Annotated in this window: 18 protein-coding genes, 1 tRNA gene, 2 rRNA genes and 2 pseudogenes (1 of these 23 only partly in view); 3 read left to right on the forward strand and 20 right to left on the reverse strand. The window is 63.3% G+C overall.

The window, feature by feature from the left end:
- Window positions 1–4: 4 nt before the first annotated feature.
- The 9 genes from A9D14_RS12955 to A9D14_RS12995 all read right to left on the reverse strand — a co-directional run bounded on the left by A9D14_RS12955 (window position 5) and on the right by A9D14_RS12995 (window position 11142).
- Window positions 5–1204 (reverse strand): MFS transporter, encoded by a 1200-nt coding sequence (locus A9D14_RS12955; RefSeq protein WP_066847170.1) that lies wholly within the window; start codon window positions 1202–1204, stop codon window positions 5–7.
- A 467-nt stretch (window positions 1205–1671) separates the two neighbouring features.
- Window positions 1672–3876, reverse strand: coding sequence for a TonB-dependent receptor (locus A9D14_RS12960; RefSeq protein ID WP_232468592.1), 2205 nt, complete (start codon window positions 3874–3876; stop codon window positions 1672–1674).
- Window positions 3877–3987: 111 nt separating this feature from the next.
- Window positions 3988–4170 (reverse strand): hypothetical protein, encoded by a 183-nt coding sequence (locus A9D14_RS12965; protein ID WP_066847173.1) that lies wholly within the window; start codon window positions 4168–4170, stop codon window positions 3988–3990.
- The gene (locus tag A9D14_RS12970) at window positions 4167–5333 is read right to left on the reverse strand and encodes a PepSY-associated TM helix domain-containing protein (RefSeq protein ID WP_066847176.1); all 1167 of its coding nucleotides are present in this window, start codon (window positions 5331–5333) and stop codon (window positions 4167–4169) included. Before A9D14_RS12970 ends, A9D14_RS12965 begins: the two co-directional genes overlap by 4 nt.
- Before the next feature lie 159 nt (window positions 5334–5492).
- Window positions 5493–7709: a xanthine dehydrogenase family protein molybdopterin-binding subunit gene (locus tag A9D14_RS12975; protein ID WP_066847178.1), complete on the reverse strand. Its 2217-nt coding sequence runs from the start codon at window positions 7707–7709 to the stop codon at window positions 5493–5495.
- A 4-nt stretch (window positions 7710–7713) separates the two neighbouring features.
- Complete coding sequence (locus A9D14_RS12980; RefSeq protein WP_066847181.1) at window positions 7714–8706, reverse strand: FAD binding domain-containing protein; 993 nt, start codon at window positions 8704–8706, stop codon at window positions 7714–7716.
- A gap of 4 nt (window positions 8707–8710) precedes the next feature.
- Window positions 8711–9340: a (2Fe-2S)-binding protein gene (locus tag A9D14_RS12985; RefSeq protein ID WP_066847184.1), complete on the reverse strand. Its 630-nt coding sequence runs from the start codon at window positions 9338–9340 to the stop codon at window positions 8711–8713.
- A gap of 180 nt (window positions 9341–9520) precedes the next feature.
- A complete protein-coding gene (locus A9D14_RS12990) occupies window positions 9521–10375 on the reverse strand; it encodes an oxygenase MpaB family protein (protein WP_066847187.1) in 855 nt (284 codons plus the stop codon).
- 143 nt (window positions 10376–10518) lie between these two features.
- Window positions 10519–11142, reverse strand: a complete 624-nt coding sequence (locus A9D14_RS12995) for a TetR/AcrR family transcriptional regulator (RefSeq protein ID WP_066847189.1) — start codon at window positions 11140–11142, stop codon at window positions 10519–10521.
- 79 nt (window positions 11143–11221) lie between these two features.
- On the opposite strand from A9D14_RS12995, the gene A9D14_RS13000 reads away from it, so the two are divergent.
- Window positions 11222–12310, forward strand: coding sequence for an aldo/keto reductase (locus tag A9D14_RS13000; RefSeq protein WP_066847192.1), 1089 nt, complete (start codon window positions 11222–11224; stop codon window positions 12308–12310).
- A 46-nt stretch (window positions 12311–12356) separates the two neighbouring features.
- Here A9D14_RS13000 and A9D14_RS13005 read toward each other — a convergent pair whose 3' ends face one another.
- The 7 genes and pseudogenes from A9D14_RS13005 to A9D14_RS13035 form a co-directional block, all read right to left on the reverse strand.
- Window positions 12357–13148: an alpha/beta fold hydrolase gene (locus A9D14_RS13005; RefSeq protein WP_066847201.1), complete on the reverse strand. Its 792-nt coding sequence runs from the start codon at window positions 13146–13148 to the stop codon at window positions 12357–12359.
- Window positions 13149–13290: 142 nt separating this feature from the next.
- Complete coding sequence (locus A9D14_RS13010; RefSeq protein ID WP_066847206.1) at window positions 13291–13578, reverse strand: DUF1348 family protein; 288 nt, start codon at window positions 13576–13578, stop codon at window positions 13291–13293.
- 733 nt (window positions 13579–14311) lie between these two features.
- Window positions 14312–15059 (reverse strand): annotated as a pseudogene (arsH, locus tag A9D14_RS13015) (arsenical resistance protein ArsH).
- An 8-nt stretch (window positions 15060–15067) separates the two neighbouring features.
- Window positions 15068–16111: an ACR3 family arsenite efflux transporter gene (arsB, locus tag A9D14_RS13020; protein ID WP_066847208.1), complete on the reverse strand. Its 1044-nt coding sequence runs from the start codon at window positions 16109–16111 to the stop codon at window positions 15068–15070.
- A complete protein-coding gene (locus tag A9D14_RS13025) occupies window positions 16111–16617 on the reverse strand; it encodes an arsenate reductase ArsC (RefSeq protein WP_066847211.1) in 507 nt (168 codons plus the stop codon). The genes arsB and A9D14_RS13025 overlap by 1 nt, the downstream gene beginning before the upstream one ends.
- A gap of 9 nt (window positions 16618–16626) precedes the next feature.
- Window positions 16627–16977 carry an ArsR/SmtB family transcription factor gene (locus tag A9D14_RS13030; protein WP_066847213.1) on the reverse strand — a complete coding sequence of 117 codons (351 nt, stop codon included), beginning with the start codon at window positions 16975–16977 and terminating at the stop codon, window positions 16627–16629.
- A 518-nt stretch (window positions 16978–17495) separates the two neighbouring features.
- Window positions 17496–18092, reverse strand: a pseudogene (locus A9D14_RS13035) (tyrosine-type recombinase/integrase).
- 412 nt (window positions 18093–18504) lie between these two features.
- Here A9D14_RS13035 and A9D14_RS13040 point away from each other — a divergent pair.
- Together A9D14_RS13040 and A9D14_RS13045 are read left to right on the forward strand one after the other, a co-directional pair.
- The gene (locus tag A9D14_RS13040; protein WP_415877336.1) at window positions 18505–19992 is read left to right on the forward strand and encodes an ATPase domain-containing protein; all 1488 of its coding nucleotides are present in this window, start codon (window positions 18505–18507) and stop codon (window positions 19990–19992) included.
- 71 nt (window positions 19993–20063) lie between these two features.
- A complete protein-coding gene (locus A9D14_RS13045) occupies window positions 20064–22748 on the forward strand; it encodes a PAS domain-containing sensor histidine kinase (protein WP_087910518.1) in 2685 nt (894 codons plus the stop codon).
- Between the two features lie 291 nt (window positions 22749–23039).
- On the opposite strand, the gene A9D14_RS13050 is transcribed toward A9D14_RS13045, so the two are convergent.
- From A9D14_RS13050 to A9D14_RS13065, 4 genes are all read right to left on the reverse strand, one after another.
- Window positions 23040–23986 (reverse strand): IS630 family transposase gene (locus A9D14_RS13050; protein WP_087910519.1). Its coding sequence is split into 2 segments (ribosomal slippage): window positions 23040–23650 and window positions 23650–23986, totalling 948 coding nucleotides; the frame shifts between segments, so codons are not numbered across the junction.
- A 230-nt stretch (window positions 23987–24216) separates the two neighbouring features.
- Window positions 24217–24293, reverse strand: a tRNA-Met gene (locus tag A9D14_RS13055).
- Window positions 24294–24414: 121 nt separating this feature from the next.
- Window positions 24415–24529, reverse strand: a 5S ribosomal RNA gene (gene rrf, locus A9D14_RS13060).
- A gap of 108 nt (window positions 24530–24637) precedes the next feature.
- Window positions 24638–26984 (reverse strand): 23S ribosomal RNA (locus A9D14_RS13065); it runs 446 nt beyond the window's last position.

Here is a 26984-nt window from a genome sequence, read left to right on the forward strand (position 1 = left end):
GACATCAGCAGATGGTGGCCGCCAGCCGCGCCTTTTCGCTGCGCTCCAGCAGGACGGCGACCACATAGATCGCCAGCCCGCCCAGCGCGAGCGCAGATCCGATGAACCCCGCCGAGGTCAGCCCGTAACCCGCCGCGATGGCCATGCCCGCCAGCCACGGCCCCAGCGCATTGGCGGTGTTGAACGCGCTGTGATGCGCGGCGGCGGCCAGCGTCTGCGCATCGCCCGCCACGTCCATCAGCCGCACCTGCATCACGCTGCCGACGCCGCCGCCCATGCCGATCAGGAAGACGATGATGCCAAGCCCCACCGGATTCGCCGCGACGAAGGGATAGATCGCCAGCATCACCGCGCTCCACAGCAGCATGCCCATCGCGGTCCGGTCGCGGGCCTTGTCGGCCAGATGCGCGCCGCCGAGATTGCCCAGCGTCATGCCAACGCCGAATATCCCCAGTACCAGCGGGACCGACCGCTCCGACAGGCCCGTGACCTCGATCATGGTCGATGCGACATAGGTATAGACCGCGAACATCCCGCCAAATCCGATCGCGCCCGACGCCAGCGTCAGCAGCACCTGCGGTCGGCGGAGCGCACCCAGTTCGCGCAAAGGGCTGGCCCCGGTATCGGCGGGTTCGTTCGGTGCCAGCAGCGCAACCAGCGTGACCGTCAGCAGCGCCAGCAGCGCGACGACCAGGAAGCCGCTCTGCCAGCCGAACAGCTGGCCCAGCCAGTTCGCCACCGGCACGCCGATCACCGTTGCCACCGTCAGCCCCGACATCACCAGCGCGACCGCCTTGGCGCGGCGATTGACGGGCACCAGCGAGGCCGCGACCAGCGCCGCCACGCCGAAATAGGCGCCGTGCGGCAGGCCGGACAGGAAGCGGAACACCAGCAGCGATCGGTAGTCCGGCGCCAGCGCGCTGAGCGCGTTGGCAATCGCGAACAGGCCCATCAGGCCCATCAGCAGCGACCGCCGCCTGATGCGCGCGCCGAAAATGGCGATCAGCGGCGCGCCGACCACCACGCCCAGTGCATAGGCGCTGATCGCATGGCCCGCCTCCACCTCGGTAATGCCGAGGTCGGCGGCGAAGAAGGGCACTAGGCTCATCGCCGCGAATTCGGTGGTGCCAATGGCAAAGGCCCCCATGGCGAGGGCGAACAGCACCCACGCAGGGCTGGCGGATCTGGTCGATGGCTGGGTCATGCTGCGCTGCAATATAGGCGGGCATCACGCCTGCACCAGTGGGTGCCATGTGCGTTTTGATCGATCGGCGCATGCGGAAACTGCAAGTCGCCGGACAGGGGATCGCACAGCATGGGGGCCGTGCCCCGCAAAACTAGCGTGCGTTCCCGATGGGCAAGCGGCCCCGCTTCCCCAAAATCCGAAGCCGGGGCGGCGAACGGACGAAACCGTCGACGTGCGCAACGTCACCGTAGGGGTCGGTGGCGCTAGACATGTTCGAAGCCGAAAGCGACCGGCCGATCTGACACGGCATCGCCTCTGCGCGGATCGGATCGACCGACAGTCCCGGCGGCGCGCTGATCCAGAGCGCGGTCGACGGGCTGGACGATCGCTTCGCCGCCGCCAGCGGCAGACAGGGAATGTAGAGCGGTCGGGGGCCGGCTCGCCGCGTGGGCGGCGAAATCCGGCCCCTTGCCGTCATGCCGGCTTCAGAACTCGACCGAAGCCGATGCCTTGAAGGTGCGCGGGCCGCCCAGCAGCAATTGCGTTCCGAACGTGCTGAACGCCGATGCCCAGTAATCCTCGTCGCTGACGTTATCGACGCCGAAGCGCAGCGTCAGGGGAGTGTCCTTGACCAGCGCGACATAGCGCACGCCCAGGTCGAAGCGCGCCCAGTCGTCCAGCTGCAGCGTGTTGGCCGGATCCGCGGCCTGCTTGCCGGTATGGACCGCGCGCCCGGTCAGCGTCAGCGCGGGCATGAACGGCAGGTCCCATTCCACATTGGCGTTGCCCATCCATTCCGGGATGCCCGCCGGATCGTTGCCTTGGTAGAGCCCGCCCGGCGTGCGGCGCAGTTCGGGATCGTTGACCGCGACGCCGCCGATCAGGCGCAGCCCGCGCACCGGCTCGGCATCCAGGGTAAATTCGATGCCGCGATTGCGCTGCTCTCCGAACGGGCCGAAGACCACCTGGCCGGCATTGTCGGTATCGGCGCGATAGGCCGAATTGGGGCGATCGATCTGGAAGAACGCCAGCGAGGCGTTGAACAGACCGAAATTGGCCTTGCCGCCGAATTCGTACTGGACCGAGCGATAGGGCGCCAGCACCTCGCCCGCGTTGCTGACCACCAGATTGCCGCCCGTAGCGGGATCGGTAACGCCGTTTGGCGCGACATCGCCGCGCACCAGCCCCTCGATCCGGTTGGCATAGAGCGAGATGCCATTGGCGGGCTTCACCACCAGTCCGGCGACCGGGGTGACCGCATTCTCGCGGTAGTCGCTGGCAAGCTCGCCGCCGAAATAGGCATAGGAGCGCGCGCGGATCTCCTGCAGCCGCAGCCCGCCGGTCAGCAGGATCCGGTCGTTCCACAAGCCCAGCGTGTCCGACGCGAAGACGCTGGACACGCGGGTGCGCGTGATCGGGAACGGATCGTCGAGGTTGCCGCCCGCGAACGCACTGGGCGGGCGGGCGATATCGACCGGATCGTAGAGATTGGTCGCGAAGCCGCCCGCATAGAAATCATAGGCGGTGCGGATTTCCTGCCAGCTGGCCGACGCGCCGACATTCAGCTGGTGGCTGATCCCGCCCGCGGCCAGGCTGACGCGCATGCCCGCGGTCGCAGCCTCGTTATTATCCTCGCGCGGGACATAGGATCCGCCCGCGCTGCCCGCGCCGGTCGCCGCGTCCAGCAGGGTGAACGAGCTGGTGTACTGGTCCTCGCGCCCGTCGCGCGCGCCGACGCGGGCATAGAAGGTCGCATTGTCGGCGACGTCATATTCGATGCTGGCGGTGCCGAAGAAATCCTCGGTCTCGATCTCGGCCCAGGGCTGGCCGAAATTGGTGTCGGCATCGGGGGCGTCGGGGATCGCGGTGCTGATCGTCACCAGCGGACGCCAGTGCGACTGGCGCAGGCGCTGCCAGTTCAGGCTGAGCGAGGCGCGCAGCGGGCCGCTGTCATGGTCGATACCCGCGCCCAGCACATAGCTTGAATGGAACTCGTCATTGATGGCGATGTCGCCTCGGCGGGCCGATCCGTTGATCCGCACGCCCCATTCGTCGTTCGCCCCGAAGCGCCGCGCCACGTCCGCCGCGCCCGAGAAGTGGGCGTCCGACACATAGCCCGCGGTGACGCGGGTCAGGTCGCGATCGGCCATCTTGGGCAGGATGTTGACGCTGCCGCCGATGCCGCTGCCGCCCGGCGCCGCGCCGTTCAGGAACGCGCTGGCGCCGTTGATCACCTGGACCGAAGACAGCAGTTCGGGCGCGACCAGTTGGCGCGGCGCAATGCCGTAGAGGCCGTCGAAGCCGACATCGTCGGAGAACAGCGGGAAGCCGCGGATCACGAACACCTCGCCCGCGATGCCGAAGCCCATCGTGGTGCGGATGGTCGGATCGTTCTCGAGCACCTCGCCCAAAGTGTCGGGCTGCTGGTTCAGGATCAGCGCCTCGGTATAGGAGCGCACGCTGAAGGGCACGTTCTCGCCCGGCTGGTCGCCCAGCACACCGACCTGGCCGCCCTGCTCGACCACCGTACGATTCGCCTGCTGGGCGGAGACGAGGATGTCGCCGGCCGCGTCGTCCAGCGCGGACGTGGATGCGGCATCGCCGGTCTGCGCCTGCGCGGGCATGGCGAAGACGGCGGAGGAAAGCAGCGCGGCGCACAGCCCGGCGCGCGTGATCGGTTTGGAACGCATGAGACCCCTTGAACCCTGATTGGCGTTTTTCATGCGCGCCACTTGCCGTTTATGAGAAGCAGTTGCAATAGCCAATCGATAGGACCGCCTGAGCCCCTCCCCAGCCGCTCGTCAGCCCTGCCGGAATCCCATCGCCCAGATCACCGCCAGCAGCGGCGCGGCCAGCGTCAGCCACGACAGCGCATCGCGCCATCCGTCGCCGGTGAGTGCGCTCAGCAGGCCGATCGCGGTCAGCACCGCCAGCAGCACGGGTACCGCGAAGATCTGCCGCAGCGATTGCCGGGCGCGCCTCATTCCGCGGGCTCCAGCACGCCGCCGCTGGTCACCTCGCGCACATGCGCCCGTGCCGACACGCGGCGCTTGCCCTGCCAGAGGTACAGCCCGCTGCCGAGCACCACGATCGTCACCAGCGTCATCATCGCCCACAGGATCTTGAGCGGCAGCCCGCCGTAATCCCCGAAATGCAGCGGCTGCGACAGCGCCAGCGCCTTGCCGTACCACGGCATCGGCCTCGCATCGGTCAGCACCCCGGTTTCGGCATCGATCAGGACCGAGGTCAGCAGCCCCTCGGTCAGCGGCGTGTCGCCCTGGAAGAAGATCGCGTAATGATGGTTCGAGCTGTAATCGCCGCCCGGAAAGCCGATGAACTGCGGATTGGCGCCGGGCACGGCTTCCCGCGCGGCGGCCATGGCGATGTCGAGCGAGCCATAGCGCGCGGGCGGCAGCGGCTGCGCCTGTGCATAGGCCCGCGTCATCTCGGCAAGCTCGTTCGCCTGCCACGCTTCGTTGATCGGCGTGGCCAGCGTGTTGATCACGCCGGTCAGCCCCACGACCGCGACCCAGGCCAGCGTCACCACCCCCAGCAGATTGTGATAGTCGAGCCACTTGACCCGCGTGCTGCGCGACGAGCGCAGCGATCCGAAGCCCAGCCGCCGCATGAACGGCGCATAGAGCACCACGCCCGACACCACCGCGACCAGGAACAGCACGCCCATCAGCCCCAGGAACAGCATGCCCGGCAGGCCCAGGAACATGTCGGTATGCAACTGCAGCAGGAAATGCATCACCCCGCTGTCCTCCTCCAGCGAGACCAGCGCGCCGGTCGAACGGTCGAGGATCATCAACGACATGTCGCCCACCGGCGAATCGGGGCTCGGCGCTGTGGTCACGGTCATCAGCGGCTGGGTGTTGTCGAATGCCATGAACACCGGCACCTCGCCGGCTCGCTCCGCCAGCGCGGCATCCAGCATGCGGTCCAGCGGCAGCAGGCCCGGCGCATTGCCCGACGATGCGACGCCGGGGCGGCCGACATCAGGCTCGCCGCCGGTCAGGCGGTCGATCTCGTCATGGAAGATCAGCGGCAGCCCGGTGACGCACAGCATCAGCAGGAACACGGTGCAGACCAGGCTCGACCATTTATGAATGAAGTACCAGGCGCGAACGGCTCTCTGGGTCATGGGCGGTGCTTACGGGTGTGATTGAGAATTATTATCAATCCCTACCCGCAAGCATCGCCCGTGTCCAGATTGGCCGCGTGGCCCCGCCCGGCACTATCGCCCGGCGCTATCGCCCGGCGCTATCGCCCGGCGCTATCGCCAGCCGCAATCGATTGCGGCCTAAAGCAGATCCTCGATCCGCACCGGCAGTTCGCGTATCCGCTTGCCGGTCGCATGCCAGACCGCATCGGTGATCGCCGCCGCGGTGCCGACATTGGCCAGTTCGCCGATGCCCTTCACGCCCAGCACGTTGATCTCGTTGTCGACCTCGGGGACCATGATGATGTCGACCTGCTGTATGTCGGCATTCACCGGGATCAGATATTCGGCGATATTGTCGTTCACATAGCGGCCGCGGCGCATGTCGATCTCGGTCTTTTCGTGCAGGGCCGAGGATATGCCCCAGATCAGCCCGCCCAGGTACTGGCTATGCGCGGTGCGCGGGTTCATGATGCGCCCGCCCGCGAAAGCGCCGGTGATGCGCGGCACGCGAATCTCGCGCGTACGCTCGTTGACGCGCACCTCGACCATTTCCGCGCCGAATGCGAACATGGTGCGCTCCTCAAGATTGCCGCCGGTGATGCGCACGCCGCCGTCATACATCGCCTCCAGCGCCTTTTCGTCGAGGCTGGGCGGAATCCAGCGGCCCAGCACTTCCAGTTCGGGGTCCGTCATGGCCGCGACGGCGGCGCGGCGCGCGTCGATGCCGGCTCCCTCGGGCACGCCGAGCTGTGCGGCGAGCTTGTCGCACGCATCGGCCACCGCGCTGGTCACGCTGGCGGTAGAGATCGATCCGCCCGAGATCGGCCCCGGCGGATAGCGGCTGTCGCCCATCCGCACCTCGATCCGGCCGGGATCGATGCCCAGCCGCTCGCCCGCGGCCTGCGCGGCGATGGTATAGCAGCCGGTCCCCACGTCATGCGCTGCAACCTCGATCAGCGCGCTGCCGTTGCGGCGCAGCGTCACCCGCGCGGTCGAGGGAGACATCAGCGTGGGATACATCGCCATAGAGCAGCCCCAGCCGACCAGCCAGTCGCCATCGCGCATCGAACGCGGTGCGGGATTGCGGCGGCTCCAGCCGAAACTCTCGGCGGCGGCATCGAGGCATTCGTTCAGCGAGCGGCTGGTATAGGGCGCGCCATTGACCGGATTGACGCGCGTGTCGTTCATCTTGCGGAACTCGACCGGGTCGATCCCAGCCGCTGCGGCCAGCTCGTTCATGGCCGCTTCCAGCGCATAGACCGTCGGCACTTCCGCCGGAGAGCGCATGAATGTCGGCACGTTGCGGTCGCCCTGCACGATGTAACTGTCGGTCTTCACCGCCTGGAACGCATACATCGCCGCGGTCTTTTCCAGCCCGCCGTTGGAATAGGGCGACACGCGCGAGGTGAACTCGCTCTGCCGGTGGTCATAGCCGGTCAGCCGCCCGCCGGCATCGCATCCCAGCCGCACGTGGTGGCGGGTTTCCTGGCGGTGGCCGTTATGGGTGAAGCCCTGGTCGCGCATGGCGACGACCTTGACCGGGCGCCCGATCTGCTTCGCGGCCAGCGCGGCCATCGCCGTGCGATGCGTCACCGCGCCCTTCGACCCGAACGCCCCGCCCACGAAGGGCGACACGACATGCACATTGTCGGGATCGATCTGCAACTGCTCGGCAATCGTGTATTTCAGGCCCCAGACATACTGGCTCGGTTCGTGCAGCACCAGCCGCGGGCCGTCCCAGTACGCAGTGGTCGAGAACAGCTCGATCGGGTTGTGATGCTGCGTCGGGGTCGCATATTCGGCGTCGATCACATGGGCCGAGCCGGCCAGCGCGGCATCGGCATCCTTGAAGCGGATCGGCTCGTAGCCCGGATTGACCTCTCCCAGCGGGCGCTCGACAACGCCTTCGCTGCCAAAGGTCGGGGCCGGGTCACTTTCCTCATAGGTGAATTTCAGGCGGAACGATGCCTCGCGCGCGGCTTCGAAGCTGTCGGCCACGATCAGCGCGATCGGCTGGCCGTCATGCTCGATCTCGGGCCCCGCCAGCGGAGAGCGGTCGGTGATGGCAAGCCCGCCGCCCGCAAAGGTCTTGCTGTCCCCAAGCGCAGGGCGATTGCGATAGGTCAGGATCGCCTGCACGCCCGCCACCGCCTTGGCCGCGGTCTCGTCGATGCCGGTGATGCGGCCCTTGGCGATGCTGCTGGTAACCATCCAGCCATATGCGGGCTTGCCCGGAACCGGCAGGTCGTCGGCATAGATCTTGGCGCCCGTGACCTTGCCCAGCGCTTCATAGCGGGCGATGGGCTGGCCCATGTTGGCCTTGGGCCGGGGTACGGGGTTATAATCCTGAGCCATGTGATCAGCCCTCCATTCCGGCGATTTCGGTGAAGGCGCGGACCATCGTCCGCTTGCCCAGGTCGATCTTGAACTTGTTGTGCTCGGTAGCAGACGCGCCGGCAAAGGCGATCTCGGCCGCGCGGTTCAGCCGCGCCTCGTTCAGCGGCCCTCCGCGCAAGGCGGCTTCCGCCTCTCGCGCGCGCCAGGGCACGGTGGCGACACCGCCCAGCCCGATGCGGATATCGGCGATGGTATCGCCCTCCATCCGCAGCGCCCCCGCGGTCGATGCCAGCGCATAGGCATAGGATTCGCGATCGCGCACCTTCAGATAGCGCGACCGCGGAAAATCGGCGTCGGGGATCGAAAAGGCGGTGATCAGGTCGCCCTGCTGCAGCGTCGTTTCGATATCGGGGCGCGATTGCGGCAGCCGGTGAAGATCGGCAAAGCGCAGCGAGCGCGGCCCGCCCTTGCCCAGGATCTCGACGATGGCATCCAGTGCAATCAGCGCCTGCGCGAAATCGCCCGGATAGGTCGCGATGCACGAAGGCGAAGTCCCCAGCACCGCCAGGCTGCGGGTCACGCCGCCTTCCAGCGCCGCGCAGCCCGATCCGGGCACGCGCTTGTTGCACTGGTCATAGCTGGTGTCGCGGTAATAGGGGCAGCGCGTCCTTTGCAGCACATTGCCGCCCAGCCGCGCCATGTTGCGGATCTGCGGACTGGCGGCCAGCCACAGCGCATCGGACAGCATCGGCACGCGGCGGCGCACGTCATTGTCATCGGCTAGCGCCGCCATCGTGGTCAACGCGCCGATACGCAGGGCCTTGCCGTCCCACGCGATGAAATCATGGCGCTGGCCGTCCATGCCGGTGATGTCCACGACCTGCGTTGGCCGCATCACGTCCAGTTTCATCAGGTCGGTCAGCGTGGTGCCGCCGCCCAGGTACTGCGTGCCGGCATCGGCGGCGGCGACCGCGCGCACGGCGCTGTCGGGGCGATTGTATTGGAAGGGGCGCATCGCTTCAGCCCTCCATCTCGGCGCGGGCCTGCTTCACGGCGGCGACGATATTCGGATAGGCGGCGCAGCGGCACAGATTGCCCGACATGTATTCGCGGATCTCAGCCTCGCTGCCGGCATGCCCCTCGGTAATGCAGGCGACGCCCGACATGATCTGTCCCGGCGTGCAATAGCCGCACTGGAACGCGTCATTGTCGATGAAGGCCTGCTGCATCGGGTGCAGATTGCCCTCGCCGCCCAGCCCTTCGCCGGCAAGCCCCTCGATCGTGGTGATGGCGCGGCCTTGCACCTGCGCGGCAAGGGTCAGGCAGGACAGCACGCGGTCGCCGTCGACATGGACGGTGCAGGCGCCGCACTGGCCGTGGTCGCAGCCCTTCTTCGAGCCGGTGAGTTCCAGATCGTGCCGCAGCACGTCGAGCAGCGTCGAGCGGCTGTCGATGACCAGCTCGCGCGCCTGGCCGTTGATGTTGAGCGTCACGGGAATGCGCTGCACCGGCACGTCCTGCCGCTCCATCGCGGCGGGGCGGATTTCCTGACCGCGCGCGGCCAGCGGCAAGACCGCCGCGCCTGCCGCGCTGCCCTTCATCAACCCCCGACGGCTTACCCGGTCGAGGTTGCTCGGCTGTTCGCTCATAGATCGTGCTCCGCTGGCGGTCGGCGATATGCTCGCCCGGCTTTCGAAAACTGCGCTGAAAAAAAGGCAGGATCGGCCTTAACGAGTCCCGGCGAATGAACAGCCGGGCGCGGCATCGGTTCCCGCTTGCGGGAATACCCGGGGGATGCGCAGGGGATGCCCGGGGGATTTTGGGACCCGCTAGTCCCTGCGCTGGCTGCCGAATGCCCAGCGCAGGGTCTTGCCCATCGCGAAGGTGCCGGCCCGAACCGGCAGTGCGGACAAGGTGCGCCTGCGCAGGCCCAGCATCTTTACTGCAAAGGGGGGCAGCAGGTCGACCGCCGCTCCGCCCAGCAAGGGCTGGACTGCCATTGCCGTTCCGCCGCGGCCGCGCGGCGACAGGATCTCGGCGGCAACGGCGCGTGCATCGGGGCTGCCGTCCAGCTGGCCGCGCATGTCGCGCATCATCGCGCGCGCCTCGGCCTCGCTGGTGGGAACGGGATCGGCGTGAAGGCGGCGCGCGACCTCGGCGAATTGCTCGAAATATAGGTCGCGGTCGCGGCGCGGCATGGCCGGGCGCACATAGCGCACATGCGCGTCGAGAAAGCTCGTCGCCTCGGCCAGGTGGACCCAGGCCAGCACCGAGGGATCGGTTGCGGAATAGGGGGCTCCGCCGGGTAACGTGCCCTGAACCCTGCGGTGGATCGCATTGACCTTTGCGATCGCCTTCTCCGCCTCGTCCCGGTGGCCATAGGTCGTGACCGCGATGAAACGCGCGGTGCGGCGCAGCCGGCCATGCAGATCGCTGCGGAAGGTCGAATGGTCCAGCACGCCGCGCAGCGCATGCGGGTGGAGCATCTGCAGCAGCAGGGCCGATATGCCGCCGACCATCATCGCGGTGACATCCGCATGGACGATCCGGATCGGCGTATCCGGCGCGAACAGCGCATGGTCGGACGGCGCGACCGGCTGCTCGCCCGAGGCGCTGTCGTTGAACACGGCCCGCACATTGCGAACGATGGCACGGCGAAGGGGGTGCTGCGGTTCAGCCGCCATGACGGCAGCGCGCAGCGAGCGCAGGACGGCGCGTGGCAGACATGGATGGGGTCTTACCACCGGGCCCCGGCTTTGCCCATGGCCTTGATCGGCCGCCAGGGCGGGCGGCTGTCACGGGGGCGCGTATGGAACCGCGCGGACGATCAATCACCCGGCGCGGCGGGCCACGCGCGCATGGAGGCATCGACGACGCTTTGCAGCGCTTCCCTGCCCGCCCCGTCACGGGCCATGACGGACAGTCCCTGCATCACGGCGACCGCCAGATCGGCCAGCGCCGACGCATCGGCACGGGCATCGATCAGCCCGTCCGCGATGTCGCGTTCGATCCGCGCTTTCAGCCCATCGCGCAGCCGGCGGCGATAGCGGGCAACTTCGGCCTGCACATCGGCCGAAGCGGCCGAACCGCTGGCGGTCGCGCTGGCGAGCAGGCATCCCGGCGGCGTATCCGCCCCCGTGAATGTCGCGGCCGCGCCGGAAAGGATCGACCGGGCCGCCTCGAAAGCGGTGGGCGCCGCATCGATCGCCGTGTCCATCACGTCGGGATCGCCTGCATAGCGCCGGACAGCTTCGAGAAAGAGGTGCTTCTTGTCCCCGAACGCCGCGTACAGGCTGGGCGCGGTAATCCCCATGGCGCGCGTCAGATCGCTGATCGGCGTGGTCTCATAGCCGTGCCGCCAAAACATCAGCATCGCCTTTTCAAGCACGTCGTCGCGGTCGAACGACAGCGGCCGCCCGCTTTTGCGCCTTGGATCGGTTCCGGATTCCATAGCGCTTGTTACGAAATGATTTGACATCCGTCCAGATCGAACCCACTCTTTTCATATCGAACGCTACGAAAGTCCTGCCATGTCCCTCACCGATTTCCGCACCCTGGGCCACTCCGGCCTTGTCGTCAGCCCGATGGCGCTTGGCACCATGACCTTCGGGCCGGGCAAATGGGGAGCGGACGAGACGAGTTCGCGGGCCATCTTCGATGCCTATCGCGAGGCTGGCGGCAATTTCATCGATACCGCCGACATCTATTCCGGCGGCGAAAGCGAGCGCCTGGTCGGCAAGTTCATCGCAGACACCGGCTCACGCGACGAGATCGTGCTGGCCACCAAGTTCGGCTTCAACGGATCGGCCAGCCCGCTGTCCGGATCGCAGGGCGGCGGCGGCAATCCGAATGCGGGCGGCGCGGGGTCGAAGAACATATATCGCGCACTGGACGCATCGCTCGAACGGCTTCGCACCGATCATATCGACCTGTACTGGATGCATGTCGGGGACGGCGTGACCCCGGTCGAGGAAATCGTGCAGACCATGGGCGACCTCGTCCGGTCGGGCAGGATCCGCTATTACGGCTTTTCCGACATGCCGGCCTGGGTAGGCTGCAAGGCGGCCACCATCGCGGCGGAGCGCGGGGTGCCCGGCCCGATCGCGATGCAGCTTGAATATTCGCTGGTCGCCCGCGATGTCGAGGCCGAGCATTTCCCCGCCGCGCGCGACGGCGGCATGGGCATCATGCCGTGGAGCCCGCTGGCCGGCGGCTTCCTGACGGGCAAATATCAGCGCGACGACACATCGGATACCGGGCGACTGAGCGGCGCGAATCCCTTTGGCGACAGCAAGTTCACCCCGCGCAACTGGGACATCCTGGACGTGGCCCGGACCGTCGCGCAAGAAATCGATCGCCCGGTGGCGCAGGTCGCGCTCGCCTGGACGCTGGCGCGTGCGGGCGTCGCCTCGACGCTGGTCGGTGCGAGCAAGGTCGAGCAGCTGGAAAGCAACATCGCCGCGGCAGAGCTTGACCTCAGCGCGGACCAGCTCTCCCGGCTCGATGCGGCAAGCGCGCCCAGGCCGGGCTTCAGTGCCTCGCTGACCTCACGCGCTACGCGGCGAATGATATTCGGCGGGCATGACGTCGGCGGCTGGGACGATCAGGCCGCTGCCTGACGCGAACGGCGCACTCGGTCCGCAGTTGGAAGTCCGCGTCCGGCAGTCAGGCCCGTGCCGGGCTGACCGTGGCGTCCAGGATGACGCGGACCGCTTCCTGCGGCTGGTCCCACATCGGGAAATGCCCGCTTCGCTCGAACCAGTGAAGCTTCGCTCCGGGAAAGGCTTTCATCGCGCGTTTCGCTTGCCGGGGCAGGCACAGGCGATCCTTTCGCCCCCAGCCGATGACCACCGGCGAGGATCCTTGTGCCGGACCCTGCTGTGCGCTGCCGTTGGCAAGATCCTCAACGAGCGCGCCGAATGTCGGCGTGTCGGCGAACGACCGCAATTCATTCGAAACCAGCATGGGATTCAGATCCCACGGTCTTGCCGACAGCTGAAACATCAGCGCGCTTCGTGCCGCCACATTCCCGGCAAGGGAGGGCAGTACGGGTTGAAGCGTCCGCACCAGAGCGATCGAGGCGGTTATGGTGGTCTGGAAGAATTTGCGCTCCCACCCCTGCCAGAAACCGCCCGGATCGAGCGCAACGACGGCGCCAGCACGGCCTCGCCGCGCCATTTCGAGCACCACGCGCGCACCCATCGAGCTGCCGACCATGTCGATCCCCGCCAGATCTTCCGACCCCAGCCATTCGTCGAGGCTGCGCGCCAGTCCGGCGAACGTCCCGCTGTCACTTTCCGCAGGGGTCTGCCCATGGCCGGGCAGGTCCACGGCGATGACCTCCCTTTCCAGGGCAAGCGCTGGCGAGATCGTGTCCCAGGAACGAATGCTTCCCCCCAGGCCATGGACGAGAAGAAGGGGCTTACCGCGCCCCTTGCGCGTGTGGTGCATGTGCATGGTAACGTAACGCCCCAGAACGCATTATGGGTCGCGCACCATGTCTGGGGCAGCCTGACGGCATCGAACGCACCGATCCGAGCGAGGGAGAAATGCGCCGGTCGATCCGGTTTGCCGCTCCTGTCCCGCCCGGAGAACGCAGTCACCTGTCCCCGTCAAAGGCAGAGTCGGAAAGCCGCGTATGACGATCGGGCCACCTTCGCAACGGCCAGAGCAGCGTCTTCTCCTCCGGTACGATCGGCATTTCGCTGATGCTGGCGCAGCGCTCAATCACGAGACCGTCGCCGCCGAATTTCCAGTTCTCGTTGTCATAGGCGCGGCACCATTGGTCGCTGTCGCTGCGATATTCATAGGCATAGCGGATCGCGAACCCTGATCCGGCGAACGCCGATACACGCGCGGTCGATAAGGCCCACGGTCGGTCGTACACGCGATTGGTTCGTTCGCAGACATTCCGTCCTCACCTGCCGAGGTTGTCTAAGCAGTGTATCAAGATTGGCCGCTAGGCGGGTTGCTGCTAGTGCTTGAAGAGATTGGCTTAGAGGGAGCGATTTGGTCGTTGTAGAACACGGGTTCGATTATGACGGCTCTTGTCCGGCTTGCTAATTTGCAGGTCTGGGCTTGGATGCCTAAAGCGGACGTGCAACGGAGGATCAATCAGGGGCAGCAATTGGACCAGCTTTGCTCTGCTCAGATGTCGTCATGGCGGTCGCCGAGTGTCGGCTCCTGGCAACAGCTTACGTCCGGCGTGGCGTCTGGAAGCGGCAAGGAGGTGCCGGGCCCAACCACACGGTCTGGTTCGGCAACCGATGAATGTATGCCAAGCTCTGGATACGATGCTTCGAGCCTTGAAAGGCTGGAACGTTGGCAAAAGCGTTCTCGCGGATTGCGCTCCTTTGGCAGTTTGCATTTGCGCGCCGCGATCACCCAATCGTGACAAGCAGCCATTCGAGTAAGAATGAAGCAACAGTGTACACGGCCAAAGATCCACCTGACCTTATCCACACCTCGCTTCGATACGCTGCCGACTGCCACCGACCAGAGGCGGTCGTTCCCATACAGGGGAATAAACGTCTGCTTCCGCTGAAAGCCGCCAGGCTGCTATTGGGATCCTCGATCGGCCACGCTCATGACCGAAGCGGGGTGATTAGTTGCCTGTCCGCTTATAGACCTGAGGTAATGCCGGCCCTGTCCGCTGGCGTCTCGACGGGCTGATCGCGTTCGACCAGCTCGGAATAGCGATCAACCAACTGCTCGGCGTGCGGGCGCAGCAGCACTGTGGGGCGAACCAGTTCTTCCATCACGTCGACGATCCGGTCGTAACAGCTCGATGGCTTCATTCGTCCGGCCTCGTCAAACTCCTCGAATGGCTTGGGACTGAAGACTGGTTGGGGATCGTGAACATCCGCATTCAGCGACCGAGAATGCGCAGCGTGTTGACCGTGTTGAAACTCTGAGATCCGGCATTGACCTGCATTACCGCGAGGGTGCGGCCCTGGCTCGGGCGTAGGCCCTTGTAGGCGAGCGCTAGGTGATCGATCTGCGCCTTGATGATGCCGGTGATCGTGCCGTGGCGTTTCGGGCTGCACCACACCTGCGTTTCCGACCACAAGGAAGTTTCTCGCAGTTCATGCACCGCAGGATGGTCTTCGCCTGGATACTGATCGGGCAGCGACAGGTCGGACGGAAAATACGGGTCTCGCACCCGAAGAATTGCAGCAGCCGCGCCGCTTAATCCACCGCAAGGCGCGAGAAGGAGCGTTCGCGGAGCGAGCCATAAAGCAGCAGCACGCGCGGCGGCGGGGCCATCGGGCCGAGGCCCAGCGCCGGGCGGGCATGGACATAGTCGAGCCTCAGCGCAGGCAGGTGCGCGGAGTCGGACAGGGTGCGCAGGCGGGTGTGTTCGGTCATACCGCCTCTCAGGGAAAGCGGGAGCGAGTGCGATTGGCGAAGGCGACAAGCGAGAGCATTACCGGCACCTCGACCAGCACGCCGACGACCGTAGCCAGCGCGGCCCCGCTCGACAGGCCGAACAGGCCGATGGCGACCGCGACGGCGAGCTCGAAAAAGTTCGAGGTACCGATCAGCGCACAGGGCGCGGCAACCGCGTGCGGCACCCGCCATGCATAGGCCCATGCATAAGCGGCCGCGAAGATGCCGTAGGACTGGATGATGATCGGCACCGCGATCAGCGCGATCAGCAAGGGATTGGCGATGATCGTCCCGGCCTGAAAGGCGAACAGCAGCACCACCGTCGCCAAGAGGCCGATGATCGACCACGGCTTGAGGCGCGCGGTAAAGGCGTCGACCGCCGCCGCATCGCCGCCGTGGCTAGCAATCACGCGGGAGCGGGTCAGCGCCCCTGCCACCAATGGGATGACGACGTATAGCGCCACCGACAACAGCAGCGTCTCCCACGGCACAACAATCTCGGTCACGCCCAGCAGCAGCGCCACCAGTGGCGCGAAGGCGACAATCATCACCAGATCGTTTACCGACACCTGCACCAGCGTATAGGCCGGGTCGCCCCGCGTCATCTGCGACCACACGAAAACGATCGCGGTGCATGGTGCCGCGCCCAGCAGGATCAAGCCGGCGATATACTCCTGCGCGTCGGTGCGCGGAAGCAGGTCCGCATAGAGATCGTCAAAGAACAGCACAGCGAGCGCGGCCATGGTGAAGGGCTTGATCAGCCAGTTGATCGCGAGCGTGATCACCAGCCCCTTGGGCTTCCTGCCGATATCGCGGATACTGCCGAAATCGACGCCCACCATCATCGGAAAGATCATCGCCCAGATCAGCACCGCAACCACCAGATTGACGGAGGCATATTCCAACCCCGCCAGCACTCCCACCGCATCAGTTGCGACGAGGCCCAGCCCGAGCCCTGCAACGATGGCCAGCAACACCCAGACCGACAGATAACGCTCGAACAGGCCGAGCGGAGAGGCCTCGGCGCTCATCACGCGACGCCTTCCATCGCGCCGATTTTGGCAAGCGCAGCCTGCAAAGCGGGTTTATCCATGCTCGCTCGGTTAAGTGCAAGGAAAGCCCGCACCCGCATCTCCAGCAATCGCCAAGTCTCCTCGAAAGCGGCATCGACCTCGGCCTCGCTGCCGGTGACATCGGCCGGGTCTGGCAGACCCCAATGCGCCTTCAACGGGCTGCCGAGGAACACCGGACACGCCTCGCCCGCCGCATTGCCACAGACCGTGATGGCAAGGTCGATTTGCGGCGCGCCTGGAGCGGTGAATTCGTCCCAGCTCTTGGACCGGAACCCCGCCGTATCGATCTCGCGCCGCGTCAGCAGCCTGAGCGCGCTGGGATGCGCCGCGCCCTTGGGCTTGCTCCCTGCGCTGAAAGCCCGCACGCGGCCTTCGCCCAGCTGATTGAACACAGCCTCGCCAAGGATCGAGCGGGCGGAATTGCCAGTGCACAGCACCAGCACGGTGAACGGAGCATCAGTCATCGAAAGGCATCAGTTCAGGGGTTCGCAGCTGACACCCGCCATCAGATCGCCGCACATCTCTGGCGCGCCCTGGCAGCAATCCTGCATCAGGAAGGTCAGCAAGCGTCGCATTCCGGGATAATCGGCGCGGTAGTGGATCAGGCGGCTCTCACGCTCTGATTGCACCAGCCCGGCGCGCTCCAGCGTGGCGAGGTGATGTGACATGGTAGAGGGGGGAACCTCAGAGTGCTCGGCTATCGCCCCGGCGATCATGCCGTCGGGACCAGCCTTGACCAGCATCCGGAACACAGAAAGCCGTGTCTCGTGTGCAAGTGCACCAAGCGCATCGATCGCCCATTCTTGTGTGTTGAGTTCATTCATCGGTGCCACCTTTCGACGGATATCGAAATACCGACTGGTAGAAGCACGTCAATCTATAATTCGAAAATTATCGAACTTGGGAGCAGTAGCAGGGATCCGCGCGCCTTCTAGCAGCCCGATGATTTCGGGAACGGGGTCGATTCCTGCATGGCAGGAATTTTCCAGAAGCGAGGCTAAGCCGCCGTTCGCGGCCGATCTCAGCCGAGGCGGCTCCCGGCCCAGTTGCTGTCTTTATGCCGATCGGTTCGGGTTAGAGTTGATTGTCCGTGTGTTGACGTCCTTTCAGATACAAGGGAGGTTTACGAGGTTTCTTCGCGCGCCGGTTCAGGTGCTTCCGTGTGTCCGGCCTGTTTGATGCAGCCATCATCATAGCTGCTGGCCTGTATGGCGATCGCGGATCGGGTCCAGACTACTTTTTGCGCGCTCGCTTTTGGCGGAACCCGACGTTCGACACATCGCAGGAGAACGGCAGCAAAGTGCCAAGCGTAGAGAGGATAGCCCCTCGCCGAGGCGGGGGGCTAAAAGACCCAGATCCCGGTGTTCTTGGCAAGGGCAAGCGCATCTTCCACGTCAATCCCGAGATAGCGCACCGTTTTCTTGATCTTGCTGTGACCAAGAAGGATCTGGACGGCGCGAAGGTTACCGGTCGCCCTGTAGATGATCGACGCCTTCGTTCGGCGAAGTGAGTGCGTGCCATACTCGCTGCGCATCAGACCTACCCCAGTCACCCATTCATCCACGAGTCTGGCATACTGGCGAGTGCTCAGATGGTTGCTGTGACCAACTCGGCCAGGAAACACGTAATCGTCCACCGTTCCGCCTCGCCGATCGAGCCACGCCAACAGACTGGAACGAGCATCGGGGAGCAATCGAATTGAACGGGCCGACCTGTCTTCTGCTGCATAACGATTGCACGGGTTCGGATCTGCCCGCCACTAACCTGGTGGCCGATCTTCACCTGAACGAGGTCGCAGCCGCGCAGCTTACCGTCGATTGAGGTGGAACCGGATTTCCCAAACTTGCTTTGGTTTCAGGGCACGCTTCGCGCCGACAGTTCTTCCCGCATTCCGGACCGGGCGCTTGACGGCGGTGGGTTCGGCTTCATGCATTTCCAAGATCATTCTCCATTGGCCAGACTGGCCATCTGAAGAACGTTTCATAGTCGGCGAGAGATGGCGGGGGGGCGTCTGCCGACCAATTTCCGCCGTTCGCCGCTCGGGCTTTGAACGGCAGCGTCCGCTCGAACCGGCCACTCGTTCAGCGCGAAGCCGTCTAGCGACGATGCGCTCCAATCTCCGCCGATCCAGTTGCGCTATTCGCGTCCCGAAGGCCGCCATACGATCACGGCTGGCCCCTTGCGTGTCCTATCCAAAAGTGCGCCTGCGGTGAGCTCGGATATCTCTCGAGTTATGGGGCAGTTTCGTTCATAAAGCCAAGGGGATAACCGGCAACAAGCATGGCTGAAACACTTGCTATGCTGTGCTAGGGGCGTCCGACGAGTCCGTTTGTATGAGCAGGAGACATATTTTGCATGAAGATCGACCTGCAGATGCAGCGACCGGCATTTCGGGCCTCGATGATGTTTTAAATGGCGGATTGGCGCGGGGCCGCGTTTTCCTGCTCGAAGGAAGTCCCGGGACTGGCAAGACCACCATCGCCGCGCAATTTCTGATGGCCGGTTCGGCGGCGGGCGAGCGGACGCTTTATATTACATTGTCCGAAACCGAGGACGAGCTTCGCGGGACGGCGGATTCGCATGGCTGGGCATTGGACGATGTCGAGATTTTCGAGCTGGTTCCGCCCGAGAGTCTGCTCGACGAGGAGCAGCAGCAGAGCTTGCTCTACTCTTCCGATCTGGAGCTCGGCGAAACGACCAGGAGGATATTCAAGGCGTTCGAGCGGGTGAAGCCCGATCGCGTCGTGCTCGACAGCCTGTCCGAAATACGCCTTCTCGCCCAAAGCTCCCTTCGCTATCGCCGTCAGATCCTGGCCCTCAAGCATTATTTCGCGCGCCTGGACACGACGGTGCTCATGCTTGATGACCTGACCACTGAGACGCTCGACAAGACGGTTCACAGCGTGGCCCACGGCGTTATCCGGCTTGAGGAACTTTCTCCCGAATATGGCTCCGAGCGCCGGCGCCTTCGCGTCATCAAGTATCGCGGCCGGCGGTTCCGCGGGGGTTTTCACGATTTCGCCATCGAGCATGGCGGGGTTCGCGTTTTTCCTCGTCTCGTTTCGGCCGAACACAAGAAGTCAATCTCGCGCGAGCCGGTGTCGAGTGGGTCCGTGGAGCTCGATGCGCTTCTTGGTGGCGGAATCGAGCGAGGATCGAGTGTCCTCATCCTCGGCCCGGCGGGCACCGGAAAGTCGCTGCTGACGCTGTCTTTCGTCCAGAGCGCGGTGGCGCGCGGAGAACGCACGGCGATGTTCGTTTTTGACGAGGAGATAGGCCTGCTGATCGATCGCGCTCGCGGGCTGGGCGTCAATCTTGAGGAAATGGTCGAGAACAAGACCCTCGTGCTCGAACAGGTCGATGCAGCAGAGTTGACGCCGGGGGAATTGTCGCATCGCGTGCGAGAGTGCGTGGAGGTCCACGGTGCCCAGACCGTCATCATCGACAGCCTCAACGGATATCAAGCGTCAATGCCCGGTGAGAGCGCGCTGGTGCTCCACCTGCATGAAATGCTTCAGTACCTCAACCGCCAGGGTGTCAGCACATTCTTGACCGTGGCCCAGCATGGCCTGGTCGGGACGATGAGTGCGCCGGTCGACGTGACCTATCTAGCCGACACGGTGATGTTGCTGCGCTATTTCGAAGCGGCAGGGCGCATCAGGCGGGCCATATCTGTCATCAAGAAGCGAAGCGGAGCGCATGAAGATACGATTCGCGAGTATCAGATCGGCGGCCGCGGAGTAACTCTGGGGGCTCCGCTGACCGGCTTTCAGGGCGTGCTGAAGGGGACACCCGTCCTCTCGGGCGACGCCGATCTGCTCAAGCGCAGCGACGCGTGAAACACACAACGCTTTCGGAACGCGGACTGGTCTTTGCGCCGCGGGGGCGCGATGCGACAATAGCGGTCGGCATGCTTCGCGAAGCGAGTGTCGAGGCGGCGCCATGCGCTGACCTCGACGCGGTCATCTCGGAATTGAATGCGGGCGCTGCCTTTATTGTGGTGACCGAGGAAGCCGTCGCCACCGCCGATCTCCAGCGCCTGTCGGAATGGATTGCTGATCAGGAAGAATGGTCCGATCTGCCCTTCATCCTGATCACCAATCGCGGTGGGGGGCTTGAACGCAACCCGGCGGCAGCCCGGTATCTGGGGCTGCTGGGGAATGTCACCTTTCTCGAACGTCCGTTTCACCCGACCACCCTGATTAGCCTGGCGCAGTCCGGATTGCGGGCGCGGCGACGCCAATATGAAGCTCGCGCGCGGTTGATCGCCCTTCACGAGAGCGAGGCGCGCTTCCGCAACATGGCGGATCGCGCCCCGGTGATGATGTGGGTTACCGATCCAACGGGCTATTGCACGCATCTCAACGCGCGATGGTATGAATTTACTGGCCAGTCGCTTGGTGCGGGCGAGGCCTATGGCTGGCTTGCGGCGGTCCATCCAGACGATCGTCCGGCTGCCGAAGAAGCCTTTATTGCCGCAAACGCTGAGCAGCGCGATTACCGCGTCGACTTCAGACTTCGACGCGCGGACGGCGTGTATCGCTGGGTTATCGATGCGGCTGCCGCGCGATTCAGCGACGCCGGTGAATATCACGGCTACGTCGGATCGGTGATCGACATCGACGAGCGCCGGGAAGCCGAGCGGCGCATCCAGGACAATGAGGAACGGCTCCGTCTGGCGACGGAGGCGGCCGATGTTGGGTTCTGGGACGTCGACATCGAGAATGATGTGCTCATCTGGCCCCCGGTATTGAAGGCGATGTTCGGTATATCGGCCGAGGTTCCGGTAACGTTGGAGGACTTCTTCAACGGCCTGCATCCTGACGATCGGGAGGAAGTGGAGGAGGCGTTTGCCGCAGCCTGCAACCCGCACCGGCGCGCCTTGTACGATGTCGAATATCGTACCATCGGGAAAGAAGATGGTATCACTCGCTGGGTCGCTGCCAAGGGTCGCGGCCGGTTCACTCCCGAAGGCAAATGCATCCGCGTGGTCGGAACAGCAATCGATATTACCGCACGCAAAGCCGACGAGGTTCGCCTGCGCGAACTCAACGACAACCTGGAACGACGCGTTACGGAGCGAACGGCCGAATTAAGCGAAAGCCAGCGCCGGTTTCGCGGGATCTTCGACTCGGCGCTCCAGTTCATGGCTTTGCTTACCCCGGACGGCAGGATCGTCGAGGTGAACAGAACCGCGCTGACGTGGAGTGGCATCGAGCTGCGCGACATCGTGGGCAAGCCGTTCTGGACAGCCGCGCCGATGCGCGACAACCTCGAACTTCAGAACGCGATCCAGGAAGGTATCAAACGCGCCGCCGCTGGCGAGACTGTCCGTGCCGAGTACGAAATGCGTGGGACCGGTGATGTCCGCGCTACAGTCGATTTTTCTTTGAAGCCGGTACAGAACAGCGAGCACGAACCGATCTGGCTGGTGGCCGAGGGTCGGGACATCTCGGACCTGAAGATTGCTCAGGAAGCACTGCGCCAGTCGCAAAAGATGGAAGCGATGGGTCAACTGACGGGCGGTGTAGCGCACGACTTCAACAATCTGCTTACCCCCATCATTGGATCGCTTGACCGATTACAGCGCAAGGGGGTGGGCGACGAACGCGACGTGCGCCTTATCGATGGCGCTATGCAATCGGCAGAGCGGGCGCGCACGTTAGTTCAGCGATTGCTTGCCTTCGCGCGTCGTCAACCTTTGCAAGCTACGGCAGTCGACATGGGCCGACTAATAGAAGGTATGGTCGATCTTGTCGCCAGTACGCTGGGACCACGCATCCGTCTGTCCTTCGACGTGGCTGATAACCTTCCTGCTGCAACGGCGGATGAGAACCAGGTCGAGATGGCCATTTTGAACCTAGCCGTGAATGCGCGCGATGCCATGAGGGATGGCGGAGATTTGTCGATCCGAGCCCATCCGATCAACATCGCCACTGGATCACGCTCGGACTTGAATGCGGGCGATTATATTTGCGTGTCTATCACCGACACGGGTGAGGGGATGGATGACGCCACATTGGCCCGCGCAGTAGAGCCATTTTTCAGCACGAAAGGTATCGGACAGGGTACCGGTCTCGGGCTGTCCATGGTCCATGGTCTCGCTGCACAGCTAGGAGGGGCGCTGTCCATCGAGAGTGCGGTCGGCAGTGGAACTCGGATCGACTTATTCCTGCCAGCGAGCGAGCAGTCTGCGCCCGATGTCGAAGTCGCCGGCATGCCAGAGGTCGGGCCGGAGCGAGGAACGGTCCTGCTGGTGGATGACGAATTCCTTATCCGCATGAGCACCGCTGATCTGCTTAGTGACCTGGGTTACCTGGTAGTCGAAGCCGGCTCTGCCGAAGACGCTCTGCGCCTTGTTGCTCAGGGTCTTCGTTTCGATATGCTGGTGACCGATCACCTCATGCCCGGTCTTTCAGGCATCGAACTGATACAGGAACTTCGCAGGGAAAGGCCCGATTTGCCAGTTTTGATCGCGTCAGGCTATGCCGAAATCGAAGGCATCGATGCCGACGTTCCACGATTGGTTAAACCGTTTCGTCTCACCGAGCTTGCCGAAAAGCTCGATTCGATTGGTAATGGCGCACGATCTTAACCGACACATTAATTTCACTTGAGCGTTATCTGTCAGCTGTAGTCACCATCACCCCATAACGGTCATTGCAGTGTGAATAATCACCGTCCTTCGTTAGGCATAAATGACGGAGATCTTGTGATGGCATGGTCTGATCGAGCGGGGCAGCCCTATCAGTAGCTGCTGACCATCGCGTAGGCTCGGCCTAACGCGACCTTTTCTTGTTTTCTTTCCGAAAGCGGGCAGTTCTCTGTCGTACCGTTGTAGTCGGCCAGTGGGGCGGGCCGAGGTTTGTGCTAGAGCGGTTTCCGTTCATTCTGGCTCATAGCCGCACGATTTGAAGTAGTTGGCGCATTCATCGGGTTGGAAGATGTCGACGAGTCTTCCGATTAGGTCCCACAGCCCGCTGACGGTTCGCTCGCCCGCCTTGCGGAGCATGGCCTTGAGCCGGGAGAAAGCCTTCTCGATAGGGTTGAAGTCTGGGCTGTATGGCGGGAGGAAACGCAGGGTTGCGCCGGCCGCTTCGATCCTCTCCTTCACTGCCGCCCGCTTGTGGCTCGAGAGGTTGTCCATGATGACCGCGTCGCCGGGTTGCAGCTCGGGCACCAGAACCTGCGCTACATAGGCTTCGAACCAGTCGCCGTTGATCGGCCCGTCGAGCACCATCGGCGCGACCATGCCGGCCATGCGCAGGCCCGCGACCAGCGTGGTGGTCTTGCGGTGGCCGTGCGGATAACCCATCCGCAGCCGTTCGCCTTTCGGGCAGCGTCCGTGGCTGCGGGTCATGTTGGTGGCGGTCCAAGTCTCGTCGATGAAGACGAGGCGCTCGGGTTCGAGGTCGATCTGGCCGTCGAACCAATGCCGACGTTGCTTCAGGACGTCGGGGCGATCCTGCTCGATCGCGTGCCCGGTCTTTTTTTGCGCGTGATCCCGTGACGCACGAAGAAGCGATGCACCGTGCCGATCCCAACGGGAGCGCCGCGCTCGATCAGCCGCGCCTGCACCTCGACCAGGGTCATGTCTCCCTGTTCGGCGATCAATTCCCGAATGAAGCCGCTATGCGCTTCGATCTTGCCCGAATGTCGGTCACCGCCGCGCGGCTTGGCCAGGGCCTGACCATGCTCCAGGACAAGTCGTCGCCAGCGGATCGCGCTCGACACGCTGACACCGAAGTGGGCCGCCGCCGCACGGCAACTCAGGCCACCATCAATCGCTGCAACAACCCTGTCCCGGAGATCCTGTGAAAGCGTTCGTGCCATCCATGCTGGCCTCCTGACACCAGCACGAAGTCTGAATCACAACGCCGCCGCAAAGGGCATCCCCGCCGAGTCAGTTCGTGTGGAAACCGCTCTAATCACGCGGATTGCGATCTACCCAGAAGGTGATGGTGTAGAGGCGGAAGTCGAACTGGACCCGGCGCATATGGTGGGCCTGGCGGCCACGAAGGGACCAGCCCATGATCTCAATGGCTTGAGGAGTTCTACAGCGGTGGTTGCGGGGGTTGGATTTGAACCAACGACCTTCAGGTTATGAGCCTGACGAGCTACCGGACTGCTCCACCCCGCGACACTGGTCTTGCTGGGCTGCTTGGTGCAGCGCCGAGACCAAAAAGCCGCCGCTCCGAGATTTCGGGCAGCGGCTTTTGAGGTTGTGAATGGGTTTTTATCTTGAGCGCGCCGGCTTCAATGCCTGGCGACGACCTACTCTTCCAATGCTTAGGCATTAGTACCATCGGCGCAGTCTGGTTTCACGGCCGAGTTCGAGATGGGATCGGGTGGGTCACAGACGCCATGGTCACCAAGCAATGAAGCAGGCGCGTTCAAGGTTTTAAATCGATGCGTATCTGGTGAGTTTCGTCCGTCATCGTGACGGTCTGCCTTTGGCAGGACTGTCATTGATGATGTGGAATTCTCAAGCGCGAACAGAACTATTAGGACCGGTTAGCTCCATGCGTTACCGCACTTCCACACCCGGCCTATCAACGTCGTGGTCTACGACGGTTCGAAGATACCTAATCTCAAGGGAGGCTTCCCGCTTAGATGCTTTCAGCGGTTATCCCGTCCATACATAGCTACCCTGCGGCACCCTTGGCAGGATGACAGGTACACCAGAGGTATGTTCACCCCGGTCCTCTCGTACTAGGGGCAACTCCTTTCAAGTATCGACGCCCACGGCAGATAGGGACCAAACTGTCTCGCGACGTTCTGAACCCAGCTCACGTACCACTTTAATTGGCGAACAGCCAAACCCTTGGGACCTGCTCCAGCCCCAGGATGTGATGAGCCGACATCGAGGTGCCAAACGATTCCGTCGATATGAGCTCTTGGGAATCATCAGCCTGTTATCCCCGGCGTACCTTTTATCCGTTGAGCGATGGCCCTTCCACGAGGGACCACCGGATCACTATGACCGACTTTCGTCTCTGCTCGACTCGTCAGTCTCGCAGTCAGGCAGGCTTATGCCATTGCACTCTTGCAGACGGTTTCCAACCGTCCTGAGCCTACCATCGCGCGCCTCCGTTACTCTTTAGGAGGCGACCGCCCCAGTCAAACTACCCGCCACAGAGGGTCCCTACACCGGCTAACGGTGCGAGGTTAGATATCAGAAAACAGCAGGGTGGTATTTCACCTATGGCTCCACGACAGCTGGCGCCGTCGCTTCAAAGCCTCCCACCTATGCTACACAACTCTTTCCTAATACCACTCTGAAGCTGCAGTAAAGGTGCACGGGGTCTTTCCGTCTAACCGCGGGTACTCCGCATCTTCACGGAGAATTCAATTTCGCTGAGCATATCCTGGAGACAGTGGGGAAGTCGTTACGCCATTCGTGCAGGTCGGAACTTACCCGACAAGGAATTTCGCTACCTTAGGACCGTTATAGTTACGGCCGCCGTTTACTGGGGCTTCAATTCGGAGCTTGCACTCCTCCTCTTAACCTTCCAGCACCGGGCAGGCGTCAGACCCTATACGTCGTCTTGAAGCCGACTTAGCAGAGTCCTGTGTTTTTGCTAAACAGTCGCTACCCCCTGGCCTGTGCCCCCTGCAAAGACTTGCGTCGATACAGGGCCTCCTTCTTCCGAAGGTACGGAGGCAATTTGCCGAGTTCCTTCAGGATACTTCTCTCAAGCGCCTTGGTATACTCTACCTGACCACCTGTGTCGGTTTCGGGTACGGTCTATATGAAGAGGCTATTTCCTGGGACAACTTGGCTGCCCTTCCAATCCGATAAGGAAGAACAACGTCCGCAATCCGTCACACATCTTCAGGCCCACGAATATTAACGTGGTTCCCATCGACTACCCCCTTCGGGCTCGTCTTAGGGGCCGGCTCACCCTGCGCCGATTAGCGTTGCGCAGGAACCCTTGGTCTTTCGGCGAGAGGGCATCTCACCCTCTTTGTCGCTACTCATGTCAGCATTCGCACTTCCGATACGTCCACGACCCATTACCAGATCGCTTCACTCGCCTACGGAACGCTCCGCTACCGCTCAGAATAAATTCTGAACCCTAAGCTTCGGTGCATCACTTTAGCCCCGTTACATCTTCGCCGCAGGAACCCTTATTTAGACCAGTGAGCTGTTACGCTTTCTTTAAAGGATGGCTGCTTCTAAGCCAACCTCCTGGTTGTTTTGGGATTCCCACATGCTTTCCCACTTAGTGATGACTTGGGGACCTTAGCTGTAGGTTAGGGCTGTTTCCCTTTTGACGACGGACCTTAGCACCCGCCGTCTGTCTGCCGGATAAGACTCGATGGTATTCGGAGTTTGGTTAGGTTTGGTACAGCTCGCGCCGCCCTAGCCCATCCAGTGCTCTACCCCCATCGGCATACATCCGACGCTCTACCTCAATAGATTTCGCGGAGAACCAGCTATTTCCCGGCTTGATTGGCCTTTCACCCCTAAGCACAGCTCATCCGAGAATTTTTCAACATTCACCGGTTCGGACCTCCAGTGCGTGTTACCGCACCTTCATCCTGGCCATGCATAGATCGCCGGGTTTCGGGTCTAATTCATCATACTCTGTCGCCCTATTCAGACTCGCTTTCGCTGCGCCTACACCTAACGGCTTAAGCTCGCATGATAAATTAAGTCACTGACCCATTATGCAAGAGGTACGCTGTCACCCCCTAAAGAGGCTCCAACTGCTTGTAAGCATTCGGTTTCAGGTACTGTTTCACTCCCCTAATCGGGGTGCTTTTCACCTTTCCCTCACGGTACTAGTTCGCTATCGGTCATGTACGAGTATTTAGGCTTGGAGGG

The organism is Croceicoccus marinus (assembly GCF_001661675.2).
Lineage (GTDB): Bacteria > Pseudomonadota > Alphaproteobacteria > Sphingomonadales > Sphingomonadaceae > Croceicoccus > Croceicoccus marinus.

What these genes read in the sequence shown, in the direction of transcription:
- A9D14_RS12955 (WP_066847170.1), bottom strand. Translation starts at nt 1,204, where the DNA reads ATGACCCAGCCATCGACCAGATCCGCCAGCCCTGCGTGGGTGCTGTTC.
- A9D14_RS12960 (WP_232468592.1), bottom strand. Translation starts at nt 3,876, where the DNA reads ATGCGTTCCAAACCGATCACGCGCGCCGGGCTGTGCGCCGCGCTGCTT.
- A9D14_RS12965 (WP_066847173.1), bottom strand. Translation starts at nt 4,170, where the DNA reads ATGAGGCGCGCCCGGCAATCGCTGCGGCAGATCTTCGCGGTACCCGTG.
- A9D14_RS12970 (WP_066847176.1), bottom strand. Translation starts at nt 5,333, where the DNA reads ATGACCCAGAGAGCCGTTCGCGCCTGGTACTTCATTCATAAATGGTCG.
- A9D14_RS12975 (WP_066847178.1), bottom strand. Translation starts at nt 7,709, where the DNA reads ATGGCTCAGGATTATAACCCCGTACCCCGGCCCAAGGCCAACATGGGC.
- A9D14_RS12980 (WP_066847181.1), bottom strand. Translation starts at nt 8,706, where the DNA reads ATGCGCCCCTTCCAATACAATCGCCCCGACAGCGCCGTGCGCGCGGTC.
- A9D14_RS12985 (WP_066847184.1), bottom strand. Translation starts at nt 9,340, where the DNA reads ATGAGCGAACAGCCGAGCAACCTCGACCGGGTAAGCCGTCGGGGGTTG.
- A9D14_RS12990 (WP_066847187.1), bottom strand. Translation starts at nt 10,375, where the DNA reads ATGGCGGCTGAACCGCAGCACCCCCTTCGCCGTGCCATCGTTCGCAAT.
- A9D14_RS12995 (WP_066847189.1), bottom strand. Translation starts at nt 11,142, where the DNA reads ATGGAATCCGGAACCGATCCAAGGCGCAAAAGCGGGCGGCCGCTGTCG.
- A9D14_RS13000 (WP_066847192.1), top strand. Translation starts at nt 11,222, where the DNA reads ATGTCCCTCACCGATTTCCGCACCCTGGGCCACTCCGGCCTTGTCGTC.
- A9D14_RS13005 (WP_066847201.1), bottom strand. Translation starts at nt 13,148, where the DNA reads ATGCACATGCACCACACGCGCAAGGGGCGCGGTAAGCCCCTTCTTCTC.
- arsB (WP_066847208.1), bottom strand. Translation starts at nt 16,111, where the DNA reads ATGAGCGCCGAGGCCTCTCCGCTCGGCCTGTTCGAGCGTTATCTGTCG.
- A9D14_RS13025 (WP_066847211.1), bottom strand. Translation starts at nt 16,617, where the DNA reads ATGACTGATGCTCCGTTCACCGTGCTGGTGCTGTGCACTGGCAATTCC.
- A9D14_RS13030 (WP_066847213.1), bottom strand. Translation starts at nt 16,977, where the DNA reads ATGAATGAACTCAACACACAAGAATGGGCGATCGATGCGCTTGGTGCA.
- A9D14_RS13045 (WP_087910518.1), top strand. Translation starts at nt 20,064, where the DNA reads ATGCTTCGCGAAGCGAGTGTCGAGGCGGCGCCATGCGCTGACCTCGAC.